This is a genomic window from Breznakiella homolactica (assembly GCF_016616095.2).
GTDB classification, from domain to species: Bacteria; Spirochaetota; Spirochaetia; order Treponematales; family Breznakiellaceae; genus Breznakiella; species Breznakiella homolactica.
On record NZ_CP067089.2, the window covers coordinates 1,347,580 to 1,373,089 of the forward strand.

General features: G+C 46.8%; 24 protein-coding genes. 9 read left to right on the forward strand and 15 right to left on the reverse strand.

Annotated features, from left to right (window positions below):
* Nucleotides 1-12: 12 nt before the first annotated feature.
* The 9 genes from JFL75_RS06220 to JFL75_RS06260 all read right to left on the reverse strand — a co-directional run bounded on the left by JFL75_RS06220 (nucleotide 13) and on the right by JFL75_RS06260 (nucleotide 10,907).
* The gene (locus JFL75_RS06220; RefSeq protein ID WP_215625822.1) at nucleotides 13-1,299 is read right to left on the reverse strand and encodes a glycosyltransferase; all 1,287 of its coding nucleotides are present in this window, start codon (nucleotides 1,297-1,299) and stop codon (nucleotides 13-15) included.
* Nucleotides 1,300-1,422: 123 nt separating this feature from the next.
* On the reverse strand, nucleotides 1,423-2,478 hold the full coding sequence (locus JFL75_RS06225; RefSeq protein ID WP_215625823.1) for an efflux RND transporter periplasmic adaptor subunit: 1,056 nt from the start codon (nucleotides 2,476-2,478) through the stop codon (nucleotides 1,423-1,425).
* 270 nt (nucleotides 2,479-2,748) lie between these two features.
* The gene (locus JFL75_RS06230; RefSeq protein ID WP_215625824.1) at nucleotides 2,749-3,840 is read right to left on the reverse strand and encodes a HAMP domain-containing sensor histidine kinase; all 1,092 of its coding nucleotides are present in this window, start codon (nucleotides 3,838-3,840) and stop codon (nucleotides 2,749-2,751) included.
* Nucleotides 3,837-4,508 (reverse strand): response regulator transcription factor, encoded by a 672-nt coding sequence (locus JFL75_RS06235; protein ID WP_215625825.1) that lies wholly within the window; start codon nucleotides 4,506-4,508, stop codon nucleotides 3,837-3,839. Before JFL75_RS06235 ends, JFL75_RS06230 begins: the two co-directional genes overlap by 4 nt.
* Before the next feature lie 106 nt (nucleotides 4,509-4,614).
* On the reverse strand, nucleotides 4,615-5,991 hold the full coding sequence (locus tag JFL75_RS06240) for a TolC family protein (protein WP_215625826.1): 1,377 nt from the start codon (nucleotides 5,989-5,991) through the stop codon (nucleotides 4,615-4,617).
* Between the two features lies 1 nt (nucleotide 5,992).
* Nucleotides 5,993-7,933, reverse strand: a complete 1,941-nt coding sequence (locus JFL75_RS06245) for a MacB family efflux pump subunit (protein ID WP_215625827.1) — start codon at nucleotides 7,931-7,933, stop codon at nucleotides 5,993-5,995.
* Between the two features lies 1 nt (nucleotide 7,934).
* Nucleotides 7,935-8,993 (reverse strand): efflux RND transporter periplasmic adaptor subunit, encoded by a 1,059-nt coding sequence (locus JFL75_RS06250; RefSeq protein ID WP_215625828.1) that lies wholly within the window; start codon nucleotides 8,991-8,993, stop codon nucleotides 7,935-7,937.
* Nucleotides 8,994-9,703: 710 nt separating this feature from the next.
* Entirely contained in the window at nucleotides 9,704-10,207 is a 504-nt protein-coding gene (locus tag JFL75_RS06255) for a hypothetical protein (RefSeq protein WP_215625829.1), read from the reverse strand.
* Between the two features lie 73 nt (nucleotides 10,208-10,280).
* Nucleotides 10,281-10,907, reverse strand: coding sequence for a TetR/AcrR family transcriptional regulator (locus JFL75_RS06260; RefSeq protein ID WP_215625830.1), 627 nt, complete (start codon nucleotides 10,905-10,907; stop codon nucleotides 10,281-10,283).
* A gap of 327 nt (nucleotides 10,908-11,234) precedes the next feature.
* On the opposite strand from JFL75_RS06260, the gene JFL75_RS06265 reads away from it, so the two are divergent.
* Nucleotides 11,235-13,328 carry a methyl-accepting chemotaxis protein gene (locus tag JFL75_RS06265; RefSeq protein ID WP_215625831.1) on the forward strand — a complete coding sequence of 698 codons (2,094 nt, stop codon included), beginning with the start codon at nucleotides 11,235-11,237 and terminating at the stop codon, nucleotides 13,326-13,328.
* Between the two features lie 118 nt (nucleotides 13,329-13,446).
* Here the strand turns inward: JFL75_RS06265 and JFL75_RS06270 are convergent, their stop codons facing one another.
* Nucleotides 13,447-14,109: a YczE/YyaS/YitT family protein gene (locus tag JFL75_RS06270; RefSeq protein ID WP_215625832.1), complete on the reverse strand. Its 663-nt coding sequence runs from the start codon at nucleotides 14,107-14,109 to the stop codon at nucleotides 13,447-13,449.
* 161 nt (nucleotides 14,110-14,270) lie between these two features.
* Complete coding sequence (locus JFL75_RS06275; RefSeq protein WP_215625833.1) at nucleotides 14,271-15,614, reverse strand: iron-containing alcohol dehydrogenase; 1,344 nt, start codon at nucleotides 15,612-15,614, stop codon at nucleotides 14,271-14,273.
* A 117-nt stretch (nucleotides 15,615-15,731) separates the two neighbouring features.
* Here JFL75_RS06275 and JFL75_RS06280 point away from each other — a divergent pair, with 117 nt between their 5' ends.
* Entirely contained in the window at nucleotides 15,732-16,172 is a 441-nt protein-coding gene (locus JFL75_RS06280; protein ID WP_215625834.1) for a PTS sugar transporter subunit IIA, read from the forward strand.
* A 141-nt stretch (nucleotides 16,173-16,313) separates the two neighbouring features.
* The gene (locus JFL75_RS06285) at nucleotides 16,314-17,171 is read left to right on the forward strand and encodes a MurR/RpiR family transcriptional regulator (protein WP_215625835.1); all 858 of its coding nucleotides are present in this window, start codon (nucleotides 16,314-16,316) and stop codon (nucleotides 17,169-17,171) included.
* 1 nt (nucleotide 17,172) lies between these two features.
* On the opposite strand, the gene JFL75_RS06290 is transcribed toward JFL75_RS06285, so the two are convergent.
* The 4 genes from JFL75_RS06290 to JFL75_RS06305 all read right to left on the reverse strand — a co-directional run bounded on the left by JFL75_RS06290 (nucleotide 17,173) and on the right by JFL75_RS06305 (nucleotide 20,415).
* Nucleotides 17,173-18,126: a hypothetical protein gene (locus JFL75_RS06290; RefSeq protein WP_215625836.1), complete on the reverse strand. Its 954-nt coding sequence runs from the start codon at nucleotides 18,124-18,126 to the stop codon at nucleotides 17,173-17,175.
* A gap of 144 nt (nucleotides 18,127-18,270) precedes the next feature.
* Nucleotides 18,271-19,116, reverse strand: a complete 846-nt coding sequence (locus JFL75_RS06295; RefSeq protein WP_215625837.1) for a PTS system mannose/fructose/sorbose family transporter subunit IID — start codon at nucleotides 19,114-19,116, stop codon at nucleotides 18,271-18,273.
* Complete coding sequence (locus JFL75_RS06300; protein WP_215625838.1) at nucleotides 19,113-19,913, reverse strand: PTS sugar transporter subunit IIC; 801 nt, start codon at nucleotides 19,911-19,913, stop codon at nucleotides 19,113-19,115. Before JFL75_RS06300 ends, JFL75_RS06295 begins: the two co-directional genes overlap by 4 nt.
* Before the next feature lie 22 nt (nucleotides 19,914-19,935).
* The gene (locus tag JFL75_RS06305; protein ID WP_215625839.1) at nucleotides 19,936-20,415 is read right to left on the reverse strand and encodes a PTS sugar transporter subunit IIB; all 480 of its coding nucleotides are present in this window, start codon (nucleotides 20,413-20,415) and stop codon (nucleotides 19,936-19,938) included.
* Nucleotides 20,416-20,701: 286 nt separating this feature from the next.
* Between JFL75_RS06305 and JFL75_RS06310 the strand changes: the two genes are divergently transcribed.
* The 6 genes from JFL75_RS06310 (at nucleotide 20,702) to JFL75_RS06335 (ending at nucleotide 25,504) form a co-directional block, all read left to right on the forward strand.
* Nucleotides 20,702-21,319: a beta/alpha barrel domain-containing protein gene (locus tag JFL75_RS06310; RefSeq protein WP_215625840.1), complete on the forward strand. Its 618-nt coding sequence runs from the start codon at nucleotides 20,702-20,704 to the stop codon at nucleotides 21,317-21,319.
* Nucleotides 21,320-21,326: 7 nt separating this feature from the next.
* Entirely contained in the window at nucleotides 21,327-22,970 is a 1,644-nt protein-coding gene (gene ptsP / locus JFL75_RS06315) for a phosphoenolpyruvate--protein phosphotransferase (protein WP_215625841.1), read from the forward strand.
* Entirely contained in the window at nucleotides 22,967-23,224 is a 258-nt protein-coding gene (locus JFL75_RS06320; protein WP_215625842.1) for an HPr family phosphocarrier protein, read from the forward strand. Before ptsP ends, JFL75_RS06320 begins: the two co-directional genes overlap by 4 nt.
* A 60-nt stretch (nucleotides 23,225-23,284) precedes the next feature.
* Complete coding sequence (locus JFL75_RS06325; protein WP_215625843.1) at nucleotides 23,285-23,914, forward strand: HAD-IA family hydrolase; 630 nt, start codon at nucleotides 23,285-23,287, stop codon at nucleotides 23,912-23,914.
* Between the two features lie 31 nt (nucleotides 23,915-23,945).
* Nucleotides 23,946-24,575 (forward strand): HAD-IA family hydrolase, encoded by a 630-nt coding sequence (locus tag JFL75_RS06330; protein ID WP_215625844.1) that lies wholly within the window; start codon nucleotides 23,946-23,948, stop codon nucleotides 24,573-24,575.
* 503 nt (nucleotides 24,576-25,078) lie between these two features.
* Nucleotides 25,079-25,504: a copper resistance protein NlpE gene (locus tag JFL75_RS06335; RefSeq protein WP_215625845.1), complete on the forward strand. Its 426-nt coding sequence runs from the start codon at nucleotides 25,079-25,081 to the stop codon at nucleotides 25,502-25,504.
* Nucleotides 25,505-25,510 lie beyond the last annotated feature (6 nt).

Consider the following 25,510-nt stretch of genomic DNA (forward strand, 5'->3'; position numbering starts at 1 on the left):
CCAATCACATGATTATGACTCCAAATAAATAGTTTTGTTTCCGGGAAAATACTCTTTTGCGGCAAAACAGTTTCTTTTTTTTTCATATTTAGAAATAAGCGTTACATATATTTGTTCCATCCTCTTTGACTGGGATATCGATGCATATTCTTCTTCAATTAATGTCCGGGCATTACTAACGATACCGGATACCATTGCATCACTGTTAATTATGTTCATGATGATCTCAACCATACAGGAAATGTTATTTTCTGATATTAAATATCCTGTTTCACCATGACGGATTAACTCATCAAGTCCGGAATGATTATACGCAATGACCGGCAATCCTACTGCCATTGCTTCTTTCATGATATTTGGTATTTCTTCCATATCACCGCTGGAACTGGTATTACTTACACCAATAAAAATATCAGCGTCCATTAGATGCCGGCCTATTTCATCCTGAGAAATCCATCCTGGAAAAATGACTTCTTCCCGAATTCCAAGATTCATAGCTTTTGCTTTAAAATATTCTTTTTCCGGTCCGTCTCCGATGAGTTCCAGGGTTACCGGTACACCGTTTTTCTTTAACGCCGCGGCAGCCTCAATTGCCTGAGAGAATTCTTTCGTGGGGAGAAATCTTCCCGCTGATATCAGTTTGATTACAGCGGAGTTCTTTTTACGAAGTGTTCTGAAGGTGAATAAAGAAAGATTTATTGCTGAATGGACGGTAATTATTTTTTTTTCAGGAAAACCAATCAACCGCAGGCGTTGTATAAAGGAATCGCAGATAGGAAGAAATACATCACCTTCTTCCAAAATAAGTTTATATGTAAATGGTTTCCTATTTAAATAACTTGAAATGTCGGCACCCCTGAATGATACACACAAAGGCCCTGTTCTTACACCGCATGTTTTTAATGCTATTGCAATATTTCCAAGGGGGCCAAATTCGGCGTGAGTAATATCAAAAGAACTTTTACTGACTAAGCGAGCCGCCATAAAGGCCTGAAGAACATTATAATTCTTATGTAACCCTATTTGCCGTAATACTTTGGTAAAATGAATAGGATGAAAAAATAAAAAAAATAGGGATGAGAATATTGTGTATAAAACGGCAAATGTACGTCTCTTAGCAGAAAAAAATTTTACCGTTATTTTATCTGCGACCGAAGGAGATACATAAAATTTTTTAATCCCTGGTTTTTCAGCTATTACTGTAACAGCATGTCCCCGATAAGCCATTCCCAAAACGTGATTAACAGTAAAAGTCTCTAACTCAGCAGGAAAAGTTTTTGTAATAATTAATATGTTCATTTTTTCTTCCTTAAGCTGCAAAACTGTCTATTGCAATTTTGGTAACGCAATAAAAATAGATTAATTTCCGAAAGGTTTTCCCGGTAATTTTTCAGGTGAAAATATACCGGGAAATTTATCAGCCTATTTCGCTTTTGCCATGGCTAGTCCGCTTGTCTGTGTTCCGGCGGAGGCGAGATTCTGGGATCCTTCGCAAACCAGCAGGTCTCCGTATTCAAGGCCCTGGATTACTTCATATTTCAAACCCTGCACATGGCCAAGTTCCACCGGAACCGGCGCGGTCTCGCGGCCCTGGGATACATAGGCCTGGTAGCCCTCTTCGGTTCTGGTCAATTCTCCCTTGGAAACCACAATGGCCTTTTCATTCCGGTAGGTCTCAACGGCGATATCCACTCCCATGCCGCTGGCAAGTTTCCGGCTGTTCATATCAAAGGAAGCGGTCACAGGGAAAGCCTGTTTTGTTCCGTCCATCGCCAAAGATATTTGGGTTATCCGTCCTTCAATACTGAGCATTCTGCCGTCATCAATAAAAACCCGGGCGCCGGGTCGGACCCGTTCAATTTCATCTGCCCCCACATAAAAACGCGCTTCATAGCCGTTTTTGCCGGATACGGTAAAAAGAGGCGTGCCGGGATTTACGTTGGCGCTGGGATGTACATTCAGCTGGGTGATGGTCCCGGAAATGGGAGCCTTAATGTAAACCATATCTCTGGCCGCGGTAAAGTTTGCCCGGGCAAGTTCATACTGCGTGGCAATACTGTCAAAATTCTGCCGGGAGATATCCCCGTTGGCAAACAGGATCCGGTTCCGTTCATAGGCGCTTTTGGCGTTTTCCCACGCCACGGCCGCCTGCCGGTAAGCCTGGTTATCCGGAGAAAGGGACAGAACCACCTGATCCTGTTCAACCTGGTCTCCCACGGTTACGCTGATGTTCCGCACCACATCGCTGGTGAACGCATAGGCGGTGGATTCCGACTGGGAATAAACCGTACTCGGATACTTTAAATAAACCGAAAAATCCTCGGGACTTATCATCCGGACCTGTACGGCCGTGCCTGCCGGAATGCCGGCCTGCTGTATACCTGCCGTATTTTGTCCCGAAGCTTCTTTTGTTTCCGAACAGCCGCTTATTAATAAAACCACAATCAACACTGCCGCCGCATACATGTTCTGTTTCATTTTTTCCTCCAAAACGGTACCTGGATACCTATTGTTTACAATATTTTCAGTTTCCCTATGGGATACCTAGAATATGGACCAGAGGTGTTTCGGAGTTGTAAAGGAATTGTTAAAAAGATATTAAATTGACGAAAAATCGTTCTTTTTAGACAGGATTAACCGCGATTCGCCTAATAAATAGGAAGGAAGTTCCCGCGGAAACCTGCTTTTTCATGCCTTCATGATTCTTTTTTATGTTTCTGAAATGTTGAAACAGACTGAAAGGCAGCTTTAAACGGCTGAATTGCCGCTAATATTTCCGAGGCAGACCGTAAAAAGCGAACCTTTGCCGGGTTCGCTGTCTACACGTATGGTACCGCCGACCAGGTCAAGGACTTTCTTCGCCAGCGCCAAGCCGAGACCGTTCCCTTCCTGGGAATGTGAACTGTCGCCCTGGTAGAATTTATCAAAGATCCGTCTGCGGGTTATTTCATCCATTCCGCAGCCCGAATCGGCTATGCGGAACACCGCGAGGCCATCCTCCATTTTCAGGCTGAGACCGATGGTCCCATTCAAGGGGGTAAATTTTACGGCGTTTGAAAGAAGGTTATTCCAGACCAGTTCCATCATGCTTTCATCATACTGCACCGTGATTTCCTCAAGGTCCGCATCAAAGAAAATCCCCTTCTCTTCCCACAAATCCTCAAAGGCCAGGGCGCAGCAGCGGATCTGCTCCGCCAGATTGTAGATAACCGGAGCAGGCAGGATATCCTGGTTTTCCAGTTTGTTCAGCCTGAGTATGTTGGTCACCAGGGCGGAAAGTTTCCGGGCCGCTTCCTGGATGGTTCCGGTAAATTCATGCCGTTCTTCGGAACTCAAATCATCACTCTGGAGGGCGGCCGCGTAATTCTGGATAATCGCCAGGGGGGTTTTAATTTCATGGGACACATTGGCGATGAAATCATTTTTTAAGGTTTCGGTACTGGAAAGTTCATCCGCCATGGTATTGAAATCCTCGAACATGACCCCGATATAATCCTTCCGGCCATCCTTCCTTGCGGGAATTTCCAGGCGGACCGAGAAATCCCCGGCGGCAATATTCCGGGCCGCTTCACTGAGTTTCTTTACGGGCTTGGTTTGATATCTGTACCGGACGAACCAGATAAAAAAACATAAAAACAGGGCATTGACAACCAAATATATAATGAGAGCATTTATTAAAAACTGAACGGAAATGCCTTCCATGTTGCTGAGCGTTTGGTATACAAACATGTGGTTTCCGTTGATAACCACCAGCACCAGAAAAATCAACCCCCATTCTTTAAAGGAAAAATCCTTTACCGTGACCCGGGGGTCTTTATCCTTTTTCTGTTTCCATTTCATTTCAGCACGACCTTATACCCCAGGCCGTGGACCGTCAAGATTTCAAAATCCCCGCAGTCCCTGAGTTTGTCCCGGAGCTTCGTGATATACACATCCACCGTCCGGGGGCCGCTTTCGTTGTCGGTGCCCCAGAATTCGTCCATCAGCTGGTTCCGGGTAAATGTCCGTTTCGGATAAGAAAGCAGTTTGAAAAGGATATTGAATTCCTTCACCGTCAGGGGAATCTCTTCTCCGCTGAGGGTGGCGGACATTTCATCGGCGTTCATTTCCAGACTGCCCAGGGTCAGTTTTTTCTCATTTGAAATATTGGCTCTCCGGAGCAGGGCCTCAACCCGCAGTACCATCTCTTCCATTTCAACGGGCTTCACCATGTAATCATCTATACCAAGCCGGAACCCTTTCTGTTTGGCGGAAATATCGTCCCGGGCGGTCATAAACAGAATTGGAATGGTTTTATTCTGTTCCCGCACCATGGCGGCGAATTTAAAACCGTCGATTTCGGGCATCATAATATCCGAAATGATTAAATCCACCATATATTCCACCATCTGGTCAAATGCTTCCACCACATTGGTACATCCGATGGCATGGTACCCATGGTCGTTTAAATAAGCGCAGACTATGCGGTTCAGTTTAATATCATCTTCAACTACCAGAATGTTTATCATGGCATTCCTCTTTTCTCTTATTGTATCCTATTATAAAAAAGAGTTGTTAAAAAATCATTAAATAAAAGCGGCTATTGATAGGTCCTGTTCGTCTTTTTTTGGCAGGTTACTCTGAGACCGAGTATTTTCCTGCCATTGCCTTATAAATATAATTTTCGTATTTGATTATTTGATACTTCTGCTGGATAAGATCTATCTTTGATGAGTTTTCACTATTGATAGCTCCAAGCAAATCCTTGAATTCAGCCTTCCCCGCCTTATATCTCCGGTCGTAATACTCGGCGATCTTTTCAGCCGTATCGCAGGCTTCCTGTGTCTTGCTGAAAAGCTCAACCGATTTAAGGTACGCGTAATAGTAATACGCCACTTCATTCAGCGCCTGGTTCAGGGTATCATTAAAATCAATCAGCGATATCTGGTAATCCGCCTCGGAAATCCTGATATTGCTTCTGACCCGGTTCCAGTCCAGAAACGGCAGGGAAACGGAAATACTGCCGAGGATGTACGGGAAATTAAAGGTTGACCAGACTTTATCGGACGAAGAATTAATTGCCCCGCTCAGGGAAATAGTCGGATACCATCCCCATTCTTCGGATTTCAGGGTTTTAAACGCACCCTCCAGCCGGTACTGGCTTGCGACAAGGTCGGGCCGGTTGGCAAGGACCGAAAGCGGAACATCCACGTCCACATCCAGGGTCTTCTGGTCCAGGAGGCTGCCGTAGCTTATCCCCAGGTCATCACCGGGTTTGATATTCAGAATGTTGCGGAGACTCTGTTCCAGTTCCCTGAACTGTGTCTCAATTTCCAGCAGGCTGCGCTGTTCCGCGATCCGGTTCTGTTCGGCCTGAAGCAGCTCCAGACCGTCGGTCTTTCCCGCGCGGAACTGATTTCCGGCGATTTCCTCTATACTTTGATAGGATGCAATATTTTGTTTTTTCAGGGCTATAGAATTCTCATAGTATTCAAGATTGAAATACAAATCAATGACGTTATACACGAGACTGAATTTTGCGGCGGTCTGATCCATGACCGTTGCCTTGAGCTCAAATTCCTGGGCTGACCGGGCGTTCCGGATTTTACCGTAGAGGTCGATTTCATAGCTCACCCCCAATTCTCCGGAGAAGGTATTCGCAAAAGAATCATCTTCATAGATTGCCCGCTGCGAAGAGGCTTTCACCGTGCCGTCCACCGACGGAAACAGGTCCGAAGCTGCAAGTTTAACATTGTAAAGCTCCCGGGTAATGGTGACAGCGGCTTTCAGGTAGTCCGGATTGGCGGCCAAGGCAATATCGATAAGCCGGTCAATCTCCGGGTTATCGTACTGTTTCCACCATTCCTCATCCGCGGTGTAGGTTTGTTTCACATCATCCGTGTACGCAAGTATCTCCGATACATCTTGGGACTGATATTTGCTTGAAACACATCCCGTATAAAAGAGAACACTGATAATAACCATGGATGGCAGCGCCAGATATCTTTTCATTTTATTCACTCGCCAGGGCGTCAATGGGATTCAGGTTGGACGCGTTTTTTGCCGGCATATACCCGAAGACAATACCGATCCCCGTCGAGGAAACCAGCGCCAGGACAATCGATGGAATCGAGAAGTCCATCCCGAAACTCTCCGAGAATGTATTGAATCCGAGACCAATAAGCAGGGCAAGAGCTATCCCCATAATACCGCCGACAATACAGATCAGGATGGCTTCTATCAGGAACTGCTGAAGAATATCCATCTGTTTTGCCCCGATTGCCATACGGATACCGATCTCCCGGGTCCGTTCGGTTACCGAAACCAGCATAATATTCATTACCCCGATCCCGCCCACAATCAGGGAGATCACCGCGATGCTGGCAATAAGCAGCTTCATGATATTCGTTGTACTTTCAATTGTCTGCTTGATACTGTCACTGTTGATCATGAAAAAATCCTTTTTTCCATGAAGCGCGGTCAATATCATTTCGATGCCCTCTTCGGCAACCTGGGAATTCACGCTGTCGGATACCTTAACCACAATGGCATTGATATCTTCGGAGCCGTTGATTTTATACATGGCGGTTTTGTACGGTGTCCACAGTGTCATGGAATTACCCGCCGGCCCGAAGCTGTCTTCCTTTTCCGTAACACCGATAATTTCCAGGGGCTTTTTATTAAACATGATGATTGATCCCACTGGGTTCGGGGTATTGGAAAAAATCTGTTTCCGGGTGTTGTCGTCGATCACCACAACAGAGGCGATACGGTCCACTTCATCATGGGAAAAAATACGTCCCTGTGCGATTTTTTTTCCCATCACATCAAAATACTCCGCCCCCACGCCGCTCAGCTGGGCACTCAGCGAGTTGCTTTCGTATACCAGTGTTCCGTTTGCCGATACCGTAGGGGTAGCGTTTTCGATAAAACTCAGCTTTCCAAGCTGATCCGAATCACTGGCTTTCAGGGTCTTAATTTTTCCCGACCGCATATCACCGAAACCGGTACCGGGCATGATTTGAATCGTATTCGTACCCATGGAACTGATCTCCGCCATGATTTTTTCCTGGGAAGCGTTTCCCAAAGCAACTACGGAAACCACCGATGCAATACCGATTATAATTCCCAGCATAGTCAGAAGGGAACGCATTTTGTTTGAAATAATTGCCTGTATGGACATGGTAAAGGATTCAAGAAAACGGTATTTGATCATGTCCTTTCTGCTTCGTTTAATAGGCGGCACCCGGTCTTTCATCTCATAGATATCCGACGATTTCCGTTCGTCCGATATTATCTGGCCGTCTTTGATTTCAATCTGCCGGCTTGCCTGGCTGGCTATCTTGCTGTCGTGGGTAACCAGGATGATGGTATGCCCCTGCCGGTGCAAGTCTTTGATAATTCCCATTACCTTTTCACCGCTCCCGGAGTCCAGCGCACCGGTAGGTTCATCGGCAAGAATGATTTCGCCTCCGTTCATTAATGCCCGGGCAATACTGACCCGCTGCTGCTGCCCCCCCGAAAGGGCGTTGGGTTTGTTATCAAGCCGGTCACCGAGGTTCAGGCTCTGCAGCAGTTCCACGGCGCGTTTGGTCCGGACTTCGGAGTTCTGCCCTGAATACACCGCGGGCAGGGCGGCGTTTTCACGGGCCTTCAAATTCGAAAGCAGGTTGTACCGCTGAAAAATAAATCCGAAGGTTTTGCACCGCAGTTCCGCCAGCTGGTTCTTGTCCATAGCGCCCGCTTCAACGCCGTTTATTTTATAAGACCCCGATGTCGGTACGTCCAGGCAGCCGATAATGTTCATCATGGTTGATTTCCCGGACCCAGACTGGCCGATGATAGCTACAAAGTCGCCCTTCTCAACGGACAGATTTATATCCTTCAGAATATGGACTTGGTTGCTTCCCTTGCCGAAGAATTTATTTATCTTCTGCAGTTCAATAATGTTCATCCTAGAAACCCCGGCCTCCGCCCATCCCTGAGGCGCTGTTCGCCAGTTCGGACGCAGACATTTGGGCCGTGATAATCGTATCCCCCTCACTGACACCGCTCTTGATTTCCACATTGATACCGTCGGATAAACCGGTTTCGACAGTCCGCTGCTCCACTCCATCCTTGGTCAGGATCTCAACATACTTAGAGGTACCCTTTTCCTTGACTGCAATAGAAGAGACCGAGAGAACATTATCCGCCTGGGCTACGTAAATTGCGTTTTGTGTAGTCATTCCAATCCGGAGCTTGCTGTCTTCATTCGGTACGTTCAGCCTGCCGTAATAGTAGATCGCTTCGCTTGATGAAACGACGCCTGTATACTCCCCGGTGGAAAGCAGAGTCAGTCCGGGATCGATGGATTTAAGGGTTGTTTCATGAACCGTTCCGAGATCAGACAGAATCGCGTAGGTTACCTTGATCCCCGGCTGTATCTCGCTGATGTCTCCTTCGGAAATCTCAATAAGAATTTCCATATTATGGAGGTCGGCAATCTGTACAATGGTTGGGGTACTCATGGCGGCGTTTACCGTCTGCCCCTGTTTTACCGGAATAGACACAATAGTGCCGGTAAGGGGAGCTGTTATTTTCGTGTATCCCAGATTGGTTTCAGCGGTGCTGAGGGAGATGTTTGCCTCTTCCAGGGCGCTCTGTATTTGCGCCACATTAGACCGCGCTGTTTCATAGGCATTCTGAGCGTTTTCAAGCTCTTCCGCGGATGCCGCGTTTTCCGCCCGCAGTTCCTGCAGCCGGGCGTATTGTTTCTGGGCAATATCAAGGGAAATTTTCGCGGCCGCCAGCTGGGTCTGATAGCTGGTAACTTTTGCTTTATTGCTGTTGACCTCGTTCTGCTGGGTGGTTGAATCTATCTCCGCGATGAGGTCCCCTTCCTGGACCTCCTGCCCAATTACAACATACAGTTTCTCAATCCGTCCGGAAGCCTGGGCGCCGACGGTTACCAGCTCTATTGCCCGTATTTCCCCGCTGGCGTTAACAATTTTCTGAATACTGAGTTTTTTCACCGTTTCCGTAATATACGTTATCTTGTTTTTGTTTTTATTATGATTATAAAACAAAAAAAACGAGACCACTGCAATAATCAGTATCGCCACAAATATAATAAGCTTTTTATGTTTTTTTAAAAAAACCTTAAGACGGGTCTTATCACTATTTTTTATTTCTTCATTCATTTTTATATTAAACGCAGGGCTTCTGAAGGACTGCAGATTCTTGCGGAGATTCATTATTACAAAGGTGTACAGCGTATTTCGAAATATACAATGTGAATCAGCGTCTCTTTAGAACTATGAACAGATTTTTCAGGCGCTTTTTGTCTCCTATTTTTAAATCATACCTAAATTTATAAATAGAATTACGCAACAGTCAAGGGAAAAAGGGAACATAACAATAATTTATATATGGAAAGAAAAACCGGCGGTATCGGCAGTTACGATGATTTTGCCGGCATCGGAATTTTCTCCCCGAACAATAATGGGAATACAATTTTTAAAAAAACTAAAAACCGGTGCCGCGACGGATAACCAGCACGGCTAGACAGCCTTATACATTCTGAACGGCCAAGACACCATTTTCGCTTTATCGCGGCGGCTTGCCGGACAAAGATACTTTCATTGCTGACAAATAAGTGAGCTGAACGTCTTCGGGTAAATTACCCCGAAGACGTTCTTTTCGAATAACCAAAAGAAAGCAATCTCACGGCGCAGCGGTTCAATCAGTCAAACCAGAAGCGGAATCCCAGTTCAGCCCCTATATCAAAGTCAGGGAAATCTATATCAGGAGTTACCTCAATCCCGAGGCTTGGAACTACCGCAAGATACAATTCAAAGGGATTCGCGATGTGCCAGGACAGCCCTATAGGCAGCCGTGCGCCGAGGGAAAGGAAGAAGTCATCATAAAATCCCATATTCACATACGCTCCCCCGCCTATGTACCAGTCAAGATTAAAATTTCCATCCTGAACCAAATTCCGGTCAATGAAATAATAATCACCGGTAACACCAATACCTAATCCATCGCTGTTGAATCTGAGTTTCGCAGCCCAGAACACCGGCAGACTGGGGATTTTAAAGGTGGCGCCTACGGTACCTCCCGCACCGCCGGTTCCGCCGCCGCCGCTGACAACAGGACCAATTGCGAATCCGCTGCCGTGATCCGCGAAAAGCCCGACCGTTCCGATAGTCAGTCCGAGTAAACAAACCGCAACAATTTTTTTCATAAATATCCTCCGAAATATTTTTCCATAAGGCTTTCTCAAAACCCATCCAGGTTTTTAAAAGTGTTATGGCATTTCAACTTCCTTTCCCCCTTGGTTTATCTTTAAGAACCAATTGGGTCATAAACTGTATTTGCTCATTAAAAACATTTTCCGGAATCGGTGCGGCAACGGATGACAGCATTAAACCTTCCAGCAAAAACAAGATATGCCTCACTACGGTTTCCACATCGCCGGGTTTAAAAACATTTGCCTTTTGTCCCTGTTTAATAAGCATTGAAAGAGATTTCTCTGCAGCACTGTACCGTTCCATCAGCAGTGGATATTGATCCGGTTCAAGCAGCGAGAATTCATAAAATGCGATATTCAGCCACGCCCTTCCTTCAATAAGAGCTTTTTTCTGATGCTGCAGTAAATCTATAAGAAGCTCCTCGGGCCCTTTTTCCGCTGCGAGAATCTTTTTTTGCTTCTTTTCTTCATCAGATATTTCTTTTTTTAGAATTTCGATAACGATTTCTTTTGTGGAACCAAAATACCTATAAACACCGCCGCGGCTTAAGCCGGATTTCTCACAAATATCCTTCATGGTAACCCCGGAATAAGTTTTCCGGGAATACAGCTCCGCAGCTGAGTCAATAATAAATTGTTTTGTTTTATCCCCTTTGCTCATCGCATCGGTTTTCGGATAAAAAGCGACACCCATGTCTTTTAATATAATTCTCTGAAAACTGATTGTCAATAAAGAATGAAAAATTCCATAAAAATTTAAAATTCAACAATAACCGTCAGTTTAAAAAATAAGGGAAGTTATTCCGCGGCAGTTTGTTTCGGAATGGCATTTTACTGCGGCACTGTGTAAATGAGTTTTCCTATTTCAGCATTCTTGAGAAACCGCCGTAATTCTGCGTTTTTTAAAAAAATATATTAAAAAAAAACAACTCTTTGAAAGATACTCCGCTAAAAGCATTTAATTCATTTGACGGTTTTTTATAAGGAAAATAATTTATATATGGGTTAATGGAGGTACAGTATGAGCCGTCAAATTCCTATAGGAATCCGGGTTGCAGGAGCTATCGGCGCATTGGTTCTGATTATTCTGCTTTCAATATTTTTTATTACCCGGGGTCAGGTACGTTCAACCTTGGGGAATTTAGTTGCTTCCAACACCATACAGATTGCGGAAGCCCGGGCTGATGAGATTAATCTTTTTCTTTCACAGTATCAGCAAATGCTTAAGACTCTTGTTTCACTGGATATCATCAGGGGAATCAGTGACCAAGAGCTTGAAGTATACGCAGAATCACTGGAAGGAAAGGTTGGTGATGACGCGGTGAATGTTTTCCTGGTTTGGCCGGACGGCAGAGCCACGACAGTAGCCGGACAGTATGTGGACAGCCGGGACCGGGCGTATTACCAGGCGATATTCGTTGATGGCATGGATTCTTTTGTGGGCAATCCTTTGATATCGAGAAATACCGGTCTGCCCGCGGTTATCCTTGTACAGTCTATTGAAGATACGGACGGATCTGTGCGGGCGGCACTGGCCTTTGAAATGTCCCTTGAACAAATTTCCCGTATTGTTGAAGGGATCGATATCGGTGAGACAAGCTACGGCTGGGTTATGGATAGTTCAGGGCTGATAATCGCCTCCCCGGCAAAAGATACGATTATGAAAATAAATATATCCGAAGGTGATGAGAAGCACGGCTATAAAGGAATGACCGCGCTTTCGAAGGAAATACTGGCAAACAAACAGGCCGCCGGTGAGTTCGTCCGTTTCGACGGTATAAAATACACGCTTTTTACCAATGAGATTTCCCCCGAGTATCAATGGCGGGTAGGAATAATGATAGCTTCCGAAGAACTGAATGAACCCCAGCAGAGGCTGACTTTTACCCTCGTGGTAATAATGGTAATCGCCCTTTTGATTTCCCTGGGTGCAGCTATTATTCTGGGACGCTGGATTTCCTCACCCATCAAGAAAGTAGCGGCCCATTTCAGGGACCTTGCGGAAGGTGAAGCGGATTTGACTAAACGGCTTGAAATTGTCCGGAATGATGAAATCGGAACCCTGGTCTCGGATTTTAATGTTTTCCTGGAAAAACTTTCAAACATAATAAGCGAAATGAAAACCGCCCAGGAAGAAATCAAAGAGAGCGGCCAGAAACTTGGGAATGAAACCCAGGAAACCGGTGTGGAGGTAGAAAAAATAACCGGACTCGCCGAGACTATTCAGGTCCGGCTGCAGAAACAGAACGACAATATTGATGAATCCGCCTCGGCGGTAAATAAGACATCCAATGGGATAATGGTTCTTGACAATCTCATTGTGGATCAATCTTCCAGCATTACCGAAGCCTCAGCTTCAATAGAAGAAATGGTAGGAAATATAGGATCCGTTTCCAGCTCCACCGAACGGATTGCGTCGGAATTCCAGATCCTGCTCGACGCGTCTGCCAGAGGGCTGTCAACGCAGAATACGGCTATGGAAAAAATCAAGGAAATTTCCGAACAGTCGGAAAACCTGCTGGAAGCAAATACCGCTATCGGGGCAATAGCGGCTCAGACAAATCTGCTTGCCATGAATGCCGCCATAGAAGCCGCCCATGCCGGAGAAGCGGGCAAAGGGTTTTCCGTGGTGGCCGATGAAATCAGGCGTCTTGCCGAAACATCAAGTGAACAGTCAAAAACAATCGGGGCAAAACTAAAATCCATACAGGAAACGATTGACGCGGTGGTGAAGGCATCCCATGATTCGGAGAAGGCATTTGAGGATCTCAACGACAAAATAGGAATCACCGATTCGCTGGTCGCGGAAGTCAGGTCCGCCATGACTGAGCAGCGGGAAGGTTCGGAACAGATACTGCTTGCTATAAAAAACATGAACGATATAACGGTAAAAGTAAGAACCAGTTCAAATGAAATGAGCACCGAAAACAAAGTAATCGTGGAGGCAATGGATAAACTGAACGAGGCATCCCGGGAAATATACAGCAGTTCCGAAGAAATCGTAAAAGCAGTCAACACCGTGGATATCAAAACCCACGAACTGTCAGGAATCGCGTCGCAGAACGGGGAACTGGTTGGCCGCATGGAAGGAACCATAGGAAGGTTTAAGGTTTAAAATACGCCGGTTGTTTTCAGCCGGCTCCGGACTTCTGTGAAGTCCGGGGATAAAAGGCCGTAAACGCGTACTGTGCCTTTACGGCGGTCAGTGCCGCCGGAACTGCCAGCTCCGCCCTTCACTGCTGTTCCGGACTCAAAGCTCCATTTATGACGGGGGCGGCGGCTTTCATAAACTGCCGTACCACATTGCCCGTAAGGAAGGCCGCCGCGACTGTTCCGATCTGGATACCTTCGAGTCTCCCAAGAAATAAAAGGGAAATGGCCGCGGACAAAGCGACACTGCTGCAGTCAATTATTATTTTTGCCGTTCCCAGGGATTTGCCTATCCGCGCTGCTACAATCCGGGCGAGATTATCCACCGGGAGCAATGTCACCCTAGGCAAAGCCTGAAGCCCAATACCGATTCCCATAATAACAACGGAAAGGGCAAAAATCAGTATCCGTCCGGCAAGATTTGCGGTCAAAAAATCTAGAATAAACATAAATGGCATTATAAGATCAAGGAAGACACTTAAAAGCAAACTTAAGGGTATCTGAAGCAGCAGCGTTTTGTCAAACTTCCAGCCGAGAAATGCAAGCTGAATAAGAATAAAAAAACAGTTCAGTCCGAGATGGACAGTACCGTATGAAAGATGGGTGATATATGAAACGACCCAGGAGACGCTGGGCACCGGAGCGAGTCCCAGGTTTGCTTTGGTCATGCAGCAGCATCCCAGGGCAAAAAGAAATAGCCCACCGGTAAACACCACCCATTTTTTTATTACCAGGCGCCGCTGCATTCATTTACCTTGGGGTATACTATTCCGCCTCCCGGGGCGGTTACTATCTGATAATATTCACGGTACATAACAGTAAACCTATAATTAAAAATCCATTTCTATGCAGAATAAAATTTATCGGTCATTAAATACCGGCACGGCCTCTGCCCTTTTGGGCGGGGTTATTCCGCCATTCCGTATATTTCCATAATTTCGTTTTCCGGAATCCGGTAGACCATGCCCGCTGGCGCTCCCTCTTTTGCGCATTCCCTGAGCATATCGGCCGTAATCCCGATCTCCCGTAAATGCGTCGGCAGTCCCATTACAGCAAGCCAGGCTTCGAGTCTGGCGGCGCCTTCAAAAACAATTTCTTTTTCGCTTTTGCCGCTGCCGTCAACACCGAAACATCGTTCCGCAAAATTCACAAAAGGCCGCGGGTTCTTTTTATAAACATGTCTGATATATGAAGGCGTCAGGATTCCCAGCACGACACCATGGGTTCCGTGAAACGCCGTAGTAACGGGTTTCTCAATATTGTGGCATCCCCAATCCTGTTTGACACCGCCGTTGGCGAGGTTGTCGCTGTAGGCCATCATCGCCGCTATGGACAGCACTGAACGGAATTTATAATTCCGCGGTTCTTTTAAAGCCAAAGGCGCGTAAGCAATAATTGTTCTGATGACGCCCTCGGTATATCCTTCCAGAAGAGGTTCTTCTTCTGTTTGGCCAAAGTATACTTCCAGGGCATGGGAAATACTGTCCATGGCACCTGCCGCCAGTTGTTTGGGAGGAAGAGAATAAGTCAGTTCAGGATTAACAATGGAAAAATCAAAGCAAAAAACCGGGTTCTTAAGCATGACCTTTATGGCAGGTTCTTTACGGTCGTCGATTATCATTATGGCTTTGCTGACCTCGCTGCTGGTACCCGACAGCGTAACAATTGCGGCATGAGGCAGAATCCTGTGATTCAGAACGGCGCTGAATGGTATGCCTAAAAGGTCCCCGTCAAAATTAATGGCCGAAGCGATATACTTTGCCGTATCCATAACGGAGCCGCCGCCGACGGCTAAGACAAATCCCAGATTTTCTCTCCTGCAGATCTCAATGCCCTCATTAGCTTTTGAAACCAGTGGGTTTGCCGTGATGCCGCTTAATTCGAAAAAACGTACCCCTGCGTCGGTCAGTGATGTTCTTACCGCGGCCAGCAGGTCTTTGAGATAGTCTCCGCCGTCATGTACGACAAGACATGAGTCAGCGTAGGCTTTTATCTTTGGGCCCGCAAGTTTTTCTTCACCCTTTCCGAAATATATACTTGTTTTTTGGTTCAGCGCAAAATTTTCCATAGGCTGATTATGAATTATCATATCCAATATGTCAACAAGAAATTGAATAGAATGAATAAAATATCCAGCATTATCCCAATTTCTTCTAATATTTTCTTTCAAAAATATAATCGTGATGAATAAATAGAATAATTTCGATTGACAGCCGAGAAGATCAGCCGTATACTTTTTGCAGGATTTCACAGAGGAAACGTATTTCCGCCTTAACCGGAAGGCGGCGGGAATCCGATTACCGATGGTTACCAGGCACGGTATGTACAAAAAATTACCTGCCTATTTTCAGTCTATGGAGAATACCGGATGTCCAAGAAAATATTGATAGCAACCCATACCACCCTGGCGGAGGGCTTTAAAAAAGCGACGGTTTTTTTTACCGGCATGGGAGAAGATATGGTTACGATCTGCGCCTATGAGGACACCCAGGAGCCTCCTCGTCCCGAGATAGACCGTTTTTTTGAATCGGTAAATCAGGATGATACGGTGGTGGTGTTTACCGATCTTATGGGCGGCAGCGTTAACCAGATCATGATGGAAAAACTCCTTACCAGGAAATTTCATCTTATCACGGACCCCAACTTGTCGGTGATAATGGCGGTGGCGACCCTCGGGGAAGAAGAACTAAACGCTGAAAACATCAGGGAAAGCATAGAACTGAGCAGCTCACAGATGAAATACATGAACGATGTACCGCTGGAACAGGGAAGCCAGGCAGAATCGGATACGGCGGATGATTTTTTCTGATATGACGGAGTTGCCGCGTTTTTATTCACAAAGCCTGTCAGCGCCGCGGCATCCGTTGATTGTACTTTTTTTGCCGGACTGGTATATTGATGTGATGAGCTTTTTCTAAATACCGCCCCTTGCATGGGAAAAGGGTTGATTATGTTCACTATTAAACTGAGAAAAGCTGACGGAATACTGACATATAAAGAACAATTAATCGCAAAGTATCTTTTAAACTACAATCAGTATGACTACTCTCTTCTGACTTCAAGCAGCCTCGCGGAAGACTTAAACATCTCACAGGCGACGGTGATCAGATTTTCCCAAAAACTCGGGTATACGTCGTTCAAGGAAATGGTGCTGGATATCAGGGAAAGCGCGGCCCTAAGCTTTGAGGGTAACATTTCACAAAATGATTCCGGCTATGTGATGATGGAGAAAATAAAGGCCCTGTACACCAGTTCTATCGATGATGTGGTAAAGCTGAACAGTGCCGAACTGATCGAAAGCACCGCTTCGGCAATTGCCTCAGCAAAAACAGTATTCTGTTTCGGGGTGCGTTCATCAGCGTGCATCGCCTTTATCATGCGCAACCGGCTGGCGACCATCGGCATTAACGCCGCCGGAACCGAAGACAGCTTTCTGTCGCAGTCCATTTCCCGGAATCTCGGAAAAGAAGATATTCTTTTTATTGTTTCCGTCAGCGGCGAAACATCACAGGCGGTCAGGGCGGTTCAGATGGCCCGCAGAAACGGATGTAAAATTGTTTCCATGACCGGCAACCATCAGAATAGCATCCGGGATATGGCGGACTACGCCCTGCTGCTGCCGGAATATGCGGTGTTTACCAAGGTTTTTTCACTGAACAACAAATGCCCGCAGATATTCCTTATCGACAGTCTCTTTCTCACCATCCTGAAAAAGGACAGCGACGATTACCAGAAGAATATCCGCGAGATAAACGAAACGGTTTCGGAAATTCCCGAAGGACCAAAGTACGATCTGTACAATCTATAAGTTAATTGCGGCTTAGGTATTCCAGGAAAAGAGACCTGAGCGCTTCCAGCCGGTCCGTATTGAGTCTCCCGTCTTTTCTGCTTCTGGTGTTTATAACGGCAAATTCTTCACCCTCTTTTTCTCCGCTGAATAGCAGGAGGCTTTCATCCATAACTGAAAGGACACAACGCTCCGCTTCTTCGTCGGTAAGGCTGACATCGATGATTTCCCCGGCGCCCTGGCAGGCCATAATACCGGCAACCTGTTTTTCGTTCTGGTCTTTTTTTCGGGCCAGAACAAGATCGGTTCCCCATGCCAGACAGTTCAGCAGAATAATTTTTTTCCGGTACTCCTTTGAGCAATCCCGATAAAATTGCATAGCCCCTCCCCGGAAAGCGGAGGAATTGTTACAGAACACAAAAGCGGCGTTTTTTTTGTCCGCAGACTCATTTGCCAGAACGTACATCAGGGTCAAAGCTGCGCTGTTCCGGTTAAAGTTGGGGCTGTTGGGCAGGCCCTGGGTTATCTTGAAAATGATAATCCCAAAAACCAGCACCGGCAGCAGGGTAAACAATGTCTTAATGCTTGTAAAAGAAAGGTCAACTCCTATAAGCCACAGCAGGAGTCCGCAGAGGCCGATGGAAAGCAATATTAAGGCCAGTTCGACCAGTCCGCTGCGGCGGTCGCCACGGGTATTTTTCTCATCATTCAGCGGATAATATCGGTAATTTGGAATGAAGCTTTTGGAAGGAGTATCATAGGCCGCCACGAAAATCGCCTTGGCCTGCCTAAGGCTGCCGTACACCACATATTCAGGGACCGGACGCTTCTTTTTATCATACTCCCGGTTATAGACGGCTTCCTTGTATCCGGCTTTTTTCATCCGGTGATCCAGCATGGTAAGAAACATTTTTTTGCTTTTAAGGGTATATCTGGCACCAAAAACTATGCCGAAATATAAAAAAATCTCTTCCATGCCTCAGTCCTTATAAATCGGAGAATATATTTTATTTCCTGATTATACATCAGAATAAAATATATTCTCCATAAAAGCATTCATAGGAGATACCCCTAGGGGATATCTCCTATTTTATTCAGGATGTCCTGACACAAACGCTGTTTAGAAAACGCCGATATACCTAAAGAGAATACAAACCGCCATGGAACCGAAAACGATATACATCGGTTTTATTCTCTTTTTCGTCAGCCATACCAGGAAGAAGATTACCACCAGCGACAGGAATCCTTTGACAATCCCGTCAAACAGATTGATAAGCGGCTGCTCAATACCATTCATCCTGAATGTAAGCTTGAGGGGAACCCGGATCATTCTGGAAACCATACCGCCGATCATGACAAGACCGATAACCGAAGCTGCCTTGATGATGTGCTGGATTACGCCGCTCTTGGCTGCCGACTCCAGGAAATCCCTTCCGAGTTTGAAGCCCAGGAAAGTAAGGTAATACCGGGTCGCCCATTTAGGGATGTTGTATAAAAGAAGAAACAGTATCGGACCGATTATGCTTCCTTCAAGACTGAAGGTAAGGGCAATACCGGTGACGATGACGCGCCAGGTAACCCAGAAAATGGTATCACCGATGGCTGACAGCGGACCGACGAGACTCATCTTTACCGCTTCAATGGACGCAACGTCAAAATCCTTGTTTTTAGCCGCCTGCATTTCCATACTGGCGATAAGCGCGACACCGAAGGCGTGCATGGTTGCTTCACAGTTCCAGTAATTGGCATGCCGTGACAGAGCCGCAACCTTGCGTTCCTTGTCTTCTTCATTAGGATACAGCCACAGAATAAAGGGCATAAGGGCATACGCAAAGCCGTTGCCCATAAAGCGGCTGTAACAGAAATTGATGCCCGCCGCCAGGGTGCGCCAGTACATCCGGCTGACCTGTTTTCTTTCTTCGGGCGCAAGTCCTTCTTTAAGTGATTTTATGCCGAACTGACTCATGACAGAAAGCCCTCCTCTTCACTTTGTTCCGGTGCCGCAACAGCCGCAGCAGCAGAAGCCTTCCCGCCGAGATCCATTTTTAAGAACAGTTCGGTGAGGCCGATTGCCAGGGCCATGACAAACAGGAAGACCAGGTCAACTCCCAGGTATTTTACCAGGAAGAAACCGACAAAGAAGTAGATCGCGGTTTTGCTGCTCCAGAGCATCGAAATAATCATTGCAAGACCAATACCCGGAAGAATACCGCTGGACAGGGTAATGCCTTCAAGCACAAAGACAGGGGTTTTCTCCATGATCATGGTCACCACGTCGCCGCCGAAAAGCACCGCCACAAAGACAAACAGGTACTGCGCAGCGCCGGCCAGGAAAAAACCAACAATCGCGATAACATCAAATTTGCGCAGATTGCCCGCTTTCAGATGTTTATCGGTGATGGGGATAAAGAGTTCCCCCACGAAATACCTGAGGGGTGAAAACAGATAACCCGCGTATCCAAGGGTAATACCAACCGGAAGAACCACTTCTACAGGAAGGTTTTGGGTAATTCCAATAGCCGTAGCAATTACAGCGGCTCCAAGATAATCCGCGCCGCCGTCGCCGCCGCCAATGGCCACAACACCCATAAAAACAAGTTCCAGCTGGGCGCCGATAATGATACCCTTGGTGACGTCTCCTAGAATAAGACCGATCAGGAATCCCGCGAATATCGGGCGGTCAATCAAGGGAACTGCAAGCAGGCCGTAGGTAGCCTTAATTATGGCTGTTACTACAAATACCAGTAATGCAGTAAAAAACATACTCATCGTATCCTCCTTCTAATTACAATGCAAGCTGTACTCTAGAAAAATTTGGGGCTTTCTGGTTGTACACCTCCTTTACCTTCGTCTTGATTTCCTTTACCAAATCGACGTTTCCGGCATCCATGGTCACGCCCTTGCACAATTGCTTCTTTGTCGCGCTGTCCTGCTGCACAATTCCCCCGAAATTCCCGATATTCACTTCGGTAATGCCATTGACGCTGTTTACAATCTTGAGGGTATCGGCGGGAGTTTTGACAACAATGAAGATTTTTAAAGGGTCGGAACGGGGATCGTTCAAAATACCGATAGCTTTATCAATGGTGGTAAAAATGCTTTTAACATCATTTGGTATTCCGAGACTCATAACCTGCTTCTGGAACGCATCGTTGGCCACTTCATCGTTGGCAATAATAAAATGCGATGCTCCCAGAAATTTAATCCAGCCGGCACATACCTGGCCGTGGGCAAGCCGTTCATCTATCCGCAGCTGCAGAATCATATAAGTAATCCTCCTCTCAGTATCCGTATTGGAGATATTTATCTTGGGATTTATTATAAATGCATTTGGGGCTTTGTCAACAAATTTATTCATTATTTATTCAATTACTACATTTTTAATACAGCAAGTATGGATATAAACGAGATAAACATTCGTTTTTTGTTAATTATTATGGATTTTCATTGCAAATTATTCTCTGTGATATTCATTTTATTCATTTTTTGATTGACATGGGAGATAATCCGGCTATATAATCGACCCAACAATAGATTCTTACGGAGGACACATGAAACTGCAATTAGCGTTCGACAATTCCAGTGCAGAGGATTTCTTTAGGGTAATGGACCAGGTAAAGGATGTTATAGACGTTTTTGAACTGGGATGGCTCGGCAATCACCTCGGGGCTATTTTTATTAAAGAAGCCAAGGCAAAGTATCCCAACATTCCCCTGGTTTGGGACCAGAAGAGCGCCACCATGTTTGACTGCATGCCGCCGGTGGAGTATGGAGCGGATTACGTTTCCATCGCCTTCTGCAGCGAACCGGTCGCCAAAGCGGCGGTTGACCTGGCACACCCCAAGGGTGTCAAAGTGGTGGGCGATATCGTCCATTCCGCATGCGACGGACAGGCTATCCTTAAGTTTGCCCGGGTCGGATGCGACGAGATATCCCTTTTCCCCTTTATGGGGTATGATAATCCCGATGTAACACCCTTAAAGGTAGCAAATGTTATGCGGGAACAGAACGGGCTTCCGATTTCAGTTTACGGAAAGCTGACGGTGGACAATATGAAGCCGGTATTGGAACTCAAACCGGATATTGTTGTTATCGGCGCGGCCATTGTTCAGGCAGCCGATCCCCGTACGGAAGCGATGAAAATCAAAGATCTGATGGCGAAATACTGAGAGTAGTATGAATTGTTATTCCGGGAAAAGTGTATTTCCCGGGATTGCTTTTGGCAAGGTGTACATCCTTACAAAGGCAATCCCGGGCCTTGATGAGAGTCCCTGCGTGTCGGCCGACGAAGAGATCGGAGCGTTTCGTTCCGCCCTTGAGGCCGCCGATAGGGAACTTGAAGAACTGTATAACAAAACCCTCGGGGAGACCGGCGAAGAAGAAGCCCTGGTTATTGATCTGCAGCGGAATATTTTACAGGACGGAGATTTTCACGACGTGGTAATTAATTTTATCAGGGATGAATCCAGCCGGGCACCCTGGGCGGTCAGCCGGGCGGGAAAGCAATTCTCACAGCTTTTTGAATCCCTGGATGATCCGTATATGAATGCCCGGTCCGCGGATATTCTCGACGCGGCTGACCGGATAGTATCTATCCTGCTCGGTATCCGCCAGACGGTTACCCTTGAGGAACCTTCGATTATCTTAGCTGAGGACCTAAGTCCCAGCCAGACACTTCAGCTTGACAAAAAACTTGTCAGAGCCTTTGTTACCCAAAAGGGTTCCTCCACTTCCCATACGGCCATTCTTGCCCGGAGCCTTGCCATCCCCGCCATTGTACAGTCGGAGATAGTTCTGGATGACAGCATGCACGGCAAGGAAGCGGCGGTGGATGCCCATGAAGGAAAAATATTTCTGGAGCCTGACGGTGAAACCCGGAGCAGGCTTGAGGCGCGGCAGAAGGAAGATGCCAAATCAAAAACGGAACTCCGCGCATACAGGGATCTTTCCACAGAAACCAAAGACGGCAAAAAGATTGAATTATACGCAAACATCGGCGGCGTTGACGAGCTAGAAGAAGTGCTGGAAAACGGAGCCGAAGGTATCGGACTTTTCCGCAGTGAATTTTTATACCTGGGAAGAAACGAACTTCCTTCCGAGGATGAACAGTTTGAAGCGTACCGGCGGGCGGCGGAAGTAATGGCGGGACGCCGTGTCGTAATCCGTACTCTGGATATCGGCGCCGATAAACAGGCGGCGTACCTCGGACTGGAAACCGAAGAAAATCCCGCTCTGGGATGCCGGGCTATCCGCCTCTGTTTTTCCCGTCCCGAAATTCTCGTTACCCAGCTCCGCGCGCTGTACCGCGCGTCGGCCTACGGCAACATCGCGGTCATGTTCCCCATGGTTGCTTCATTATGGGAACTTAAAAAGCTTAAGGAAATTTCCGCGAAGGTCCGGGAAGACCTTGAAAATGAGGGCAAAAAAACGGGCGCGCCTGAACTCGGCATCATGATAGAAACGCCGGCGGCAGCGCTTATCGCCGATGACCTCGCCAGGGAAGCTGATTTTTTCAGTGTTGGGACTAACGACCTGACCCAGTATACGCTGGCAGTGGACCGGCAGAATGAACGGCTGATCGAGTATGCCGACTCCCACCACCCCGCGGTGCTGAAACTGCTGGAGATGACCGCAGCCAGTGCAAAAAAGGCGGGGATCTGGGCGGGGATCTGCGGAGAGCTGGCCGCGGACCAGGAACTGACGGGGCTTTTTATCAGCATGGGTTATTCAGAGCTTTCGGTCTCCCCTGCCTTTATCCTTAGCATGCGGAAAAACATCCGCGAGACAGATCTTCCAATATTTACTGGAGCAAATAAATGAGAGAAATTACCTATGTACTGAAAGCTCCCATGGGGCTTCACGGCCGCCCCGCCGGGCTTTTAGCCGGAGCTGCCGGAAAATACAAGTGCGCCATCGAAGTCGGTTCCCCCGCAAAAATGGTAAACGCCAAACGGGTCATCGGCGTTATGGCACTGACATTAAAACAGGGCAACGAAGTAACCATGACATTTGATGGTGATGACGAAGAAGCGGCTGCGGCTTTTTTTGCCGACTTTCTCGAAAAAAACGTATAACCCCTAAAACGAACAAGGATTAAACCGGGCCTGGAAAATCTACCCCCGGAAAAACAAGACATGATTAAACATATTCTTTTTGATCTGGACAGTACCCTTTACTCAAAAAATCTTAATGTTGAAAGCGGTGTTGATCAGCGCATTACTCAATTCATTGCGGATTATCTTTCTGTCAGCCTGGAAGAAGCCCAGAAACAGCGAAGTCTCAATGTGCCAAAAAACTATGGCCTGAGTACCCAATGGCTTATAAAAGAAAAGGGCTTCAGGGATATCGACTATTTCTACTCGGTGATACACCCTGAAGACGAATGCAAAAACCTCAAATACGACCCGGAACTGCGCAGTTTTATTGAAAGCCTTCCGGTTCCCTGCGGCATACTTACTAATTCCCCCATGGTACACGCGTCAAGAGTACTTCAGGCGCTGGGCATCGCCGATCTTTTTCCCGTAGTAGTTGATATCCGCCAGAACAACCTTGTGGGAAAGCCTGACGAAGGGGCGTACCGGAAAGCGCTTACCGCCCTTGATGCGGAACCGGAAACCACACTGTTCATCGATGACGCCCCCCACTACGTCGAAGGTTTTCTGAAAATCCGCGGACAGGGCGTTCTGATCGATGAATTCAACGATCATCCGGACTGGCCCCATGAAAAGATTCAGAAGCTGGAGGAAATCCGCCGGTTCCTGTAATACCGTAAAATCTGAGTAACGGAGCTAGGTTATGATTAGGCACATTCTTTTTGATCTGGACAATACCCTTTACTCAAAGATCCACAACATTGAGCCCGATGTTGACCGGCGAGTCACCCAGTTTGTAGCGGACTATCTTTCCATCAGCCTGGAGGAAGCCCAGGAACAGCGGAAACGCAATATTCCAACCCGTTATGTCACCAGCACCCAATGGCTGATGGAAGAAGAAGGCCTTAAGGATATAAATTATTATTATTCTATGGTATATCCCGAGGATGAAGCGGAAAATTTACCGCCCAGCCCGGAGCTCCGCTCTTTTATTGAAAGCCTTCCGCTTCCCTACGCTATTCTTACTAATTCACCCATGGTCCACGCGCTGACAATACTCAGGCGCTTAGGAGTCTCCGACCTTTTCCCCTTCATTATCGATATCCGAGAAAACGCTCTTTTAGGAAAACCCCATGAAGGGGCATACCGGAACGCCCTCGCCGTCCTGGGGGCGGAACCGGAAACAACCCTGTTTATCGATGATTCTATTTCCTGTGTTGAAGGTTTCCAGAAAATCGGGGGACAGGGCATACTATTCGATGAATTCAATGAATATCCGGACTGGCCCCATGAAAAGATTCGGAAGCTGGAGGAAATCCGCCGGTTCCTGTAAAACCACGCAGCGCGGGATTCCGCAGCTTCCGGGAATAAACGCCCGCAGCGCCGCTTCGGCAGATTTCCAATATTAAACAGAACCGCAGGGTTCCGGGTCAAGAAAATTTTTAAATAATTTTTCTTTTATTTCTGCCGCCGCTTTCTCAAGAATCGGAACATAGCCAATAAGATGTGATTCTTCGTTAAGGCCAATAAAACCGGAAAAGGATAACGAAGCAATAATATGCCCCTTGTGGTTTCGTATAGGAACGACCGCTTATCGGTTCCGTGACCGCCGCCATCCTGGATTTCAGGGCGGTCTTTATTGTTACAGCCCTGATACTCGGGCTTTCCGCAACGGCGACTATCATGCGTAGATTAAAGTATATCAAGGAGAGGTAGTATCCTTCAGTATGATTCTGCGGAGCAGATATTATGGAAAAAATTGGCAGCTCTTATTAAGAGAGAAGTTTCTTGCCTGCCGTAATTCTCAGCAGTATTTTAGAAGGAGAGGTAAAAAAGATGAAAAAAAATATTGCTGTAGTTCCTATTGTTCTATTGGGTGTTATGCTGGGAGCCTGCGCCTCACAGTCGCCGGATACGCATACGTCACGGGACAGTTTGGATTGGGCGGGAGTTTATACCGGGACGATCCCGGCGGCCAGCGGGCCGGGCATCAACGTAACACTTACCCTTATTTCCGGTAATAATTCGGATTTTCGCTATACCCTCCGGTATGAATACATTGGCGAACCGAACGGCGTATTTACCGCGGACGGAACTTTCGCCTGGAACAAAGCGGGGAACACCATAACCCTTGACACTGCCCCGAAGGATTTTCCCGCCCAGTACCAGGTCGGGGAAAACAAACTGATTCAGCTTGATATGCGGGGAAAACAAATCACCGGAGACCTGGCTGATATGTATATACTGACAAAACAGCGGTAAACCGTT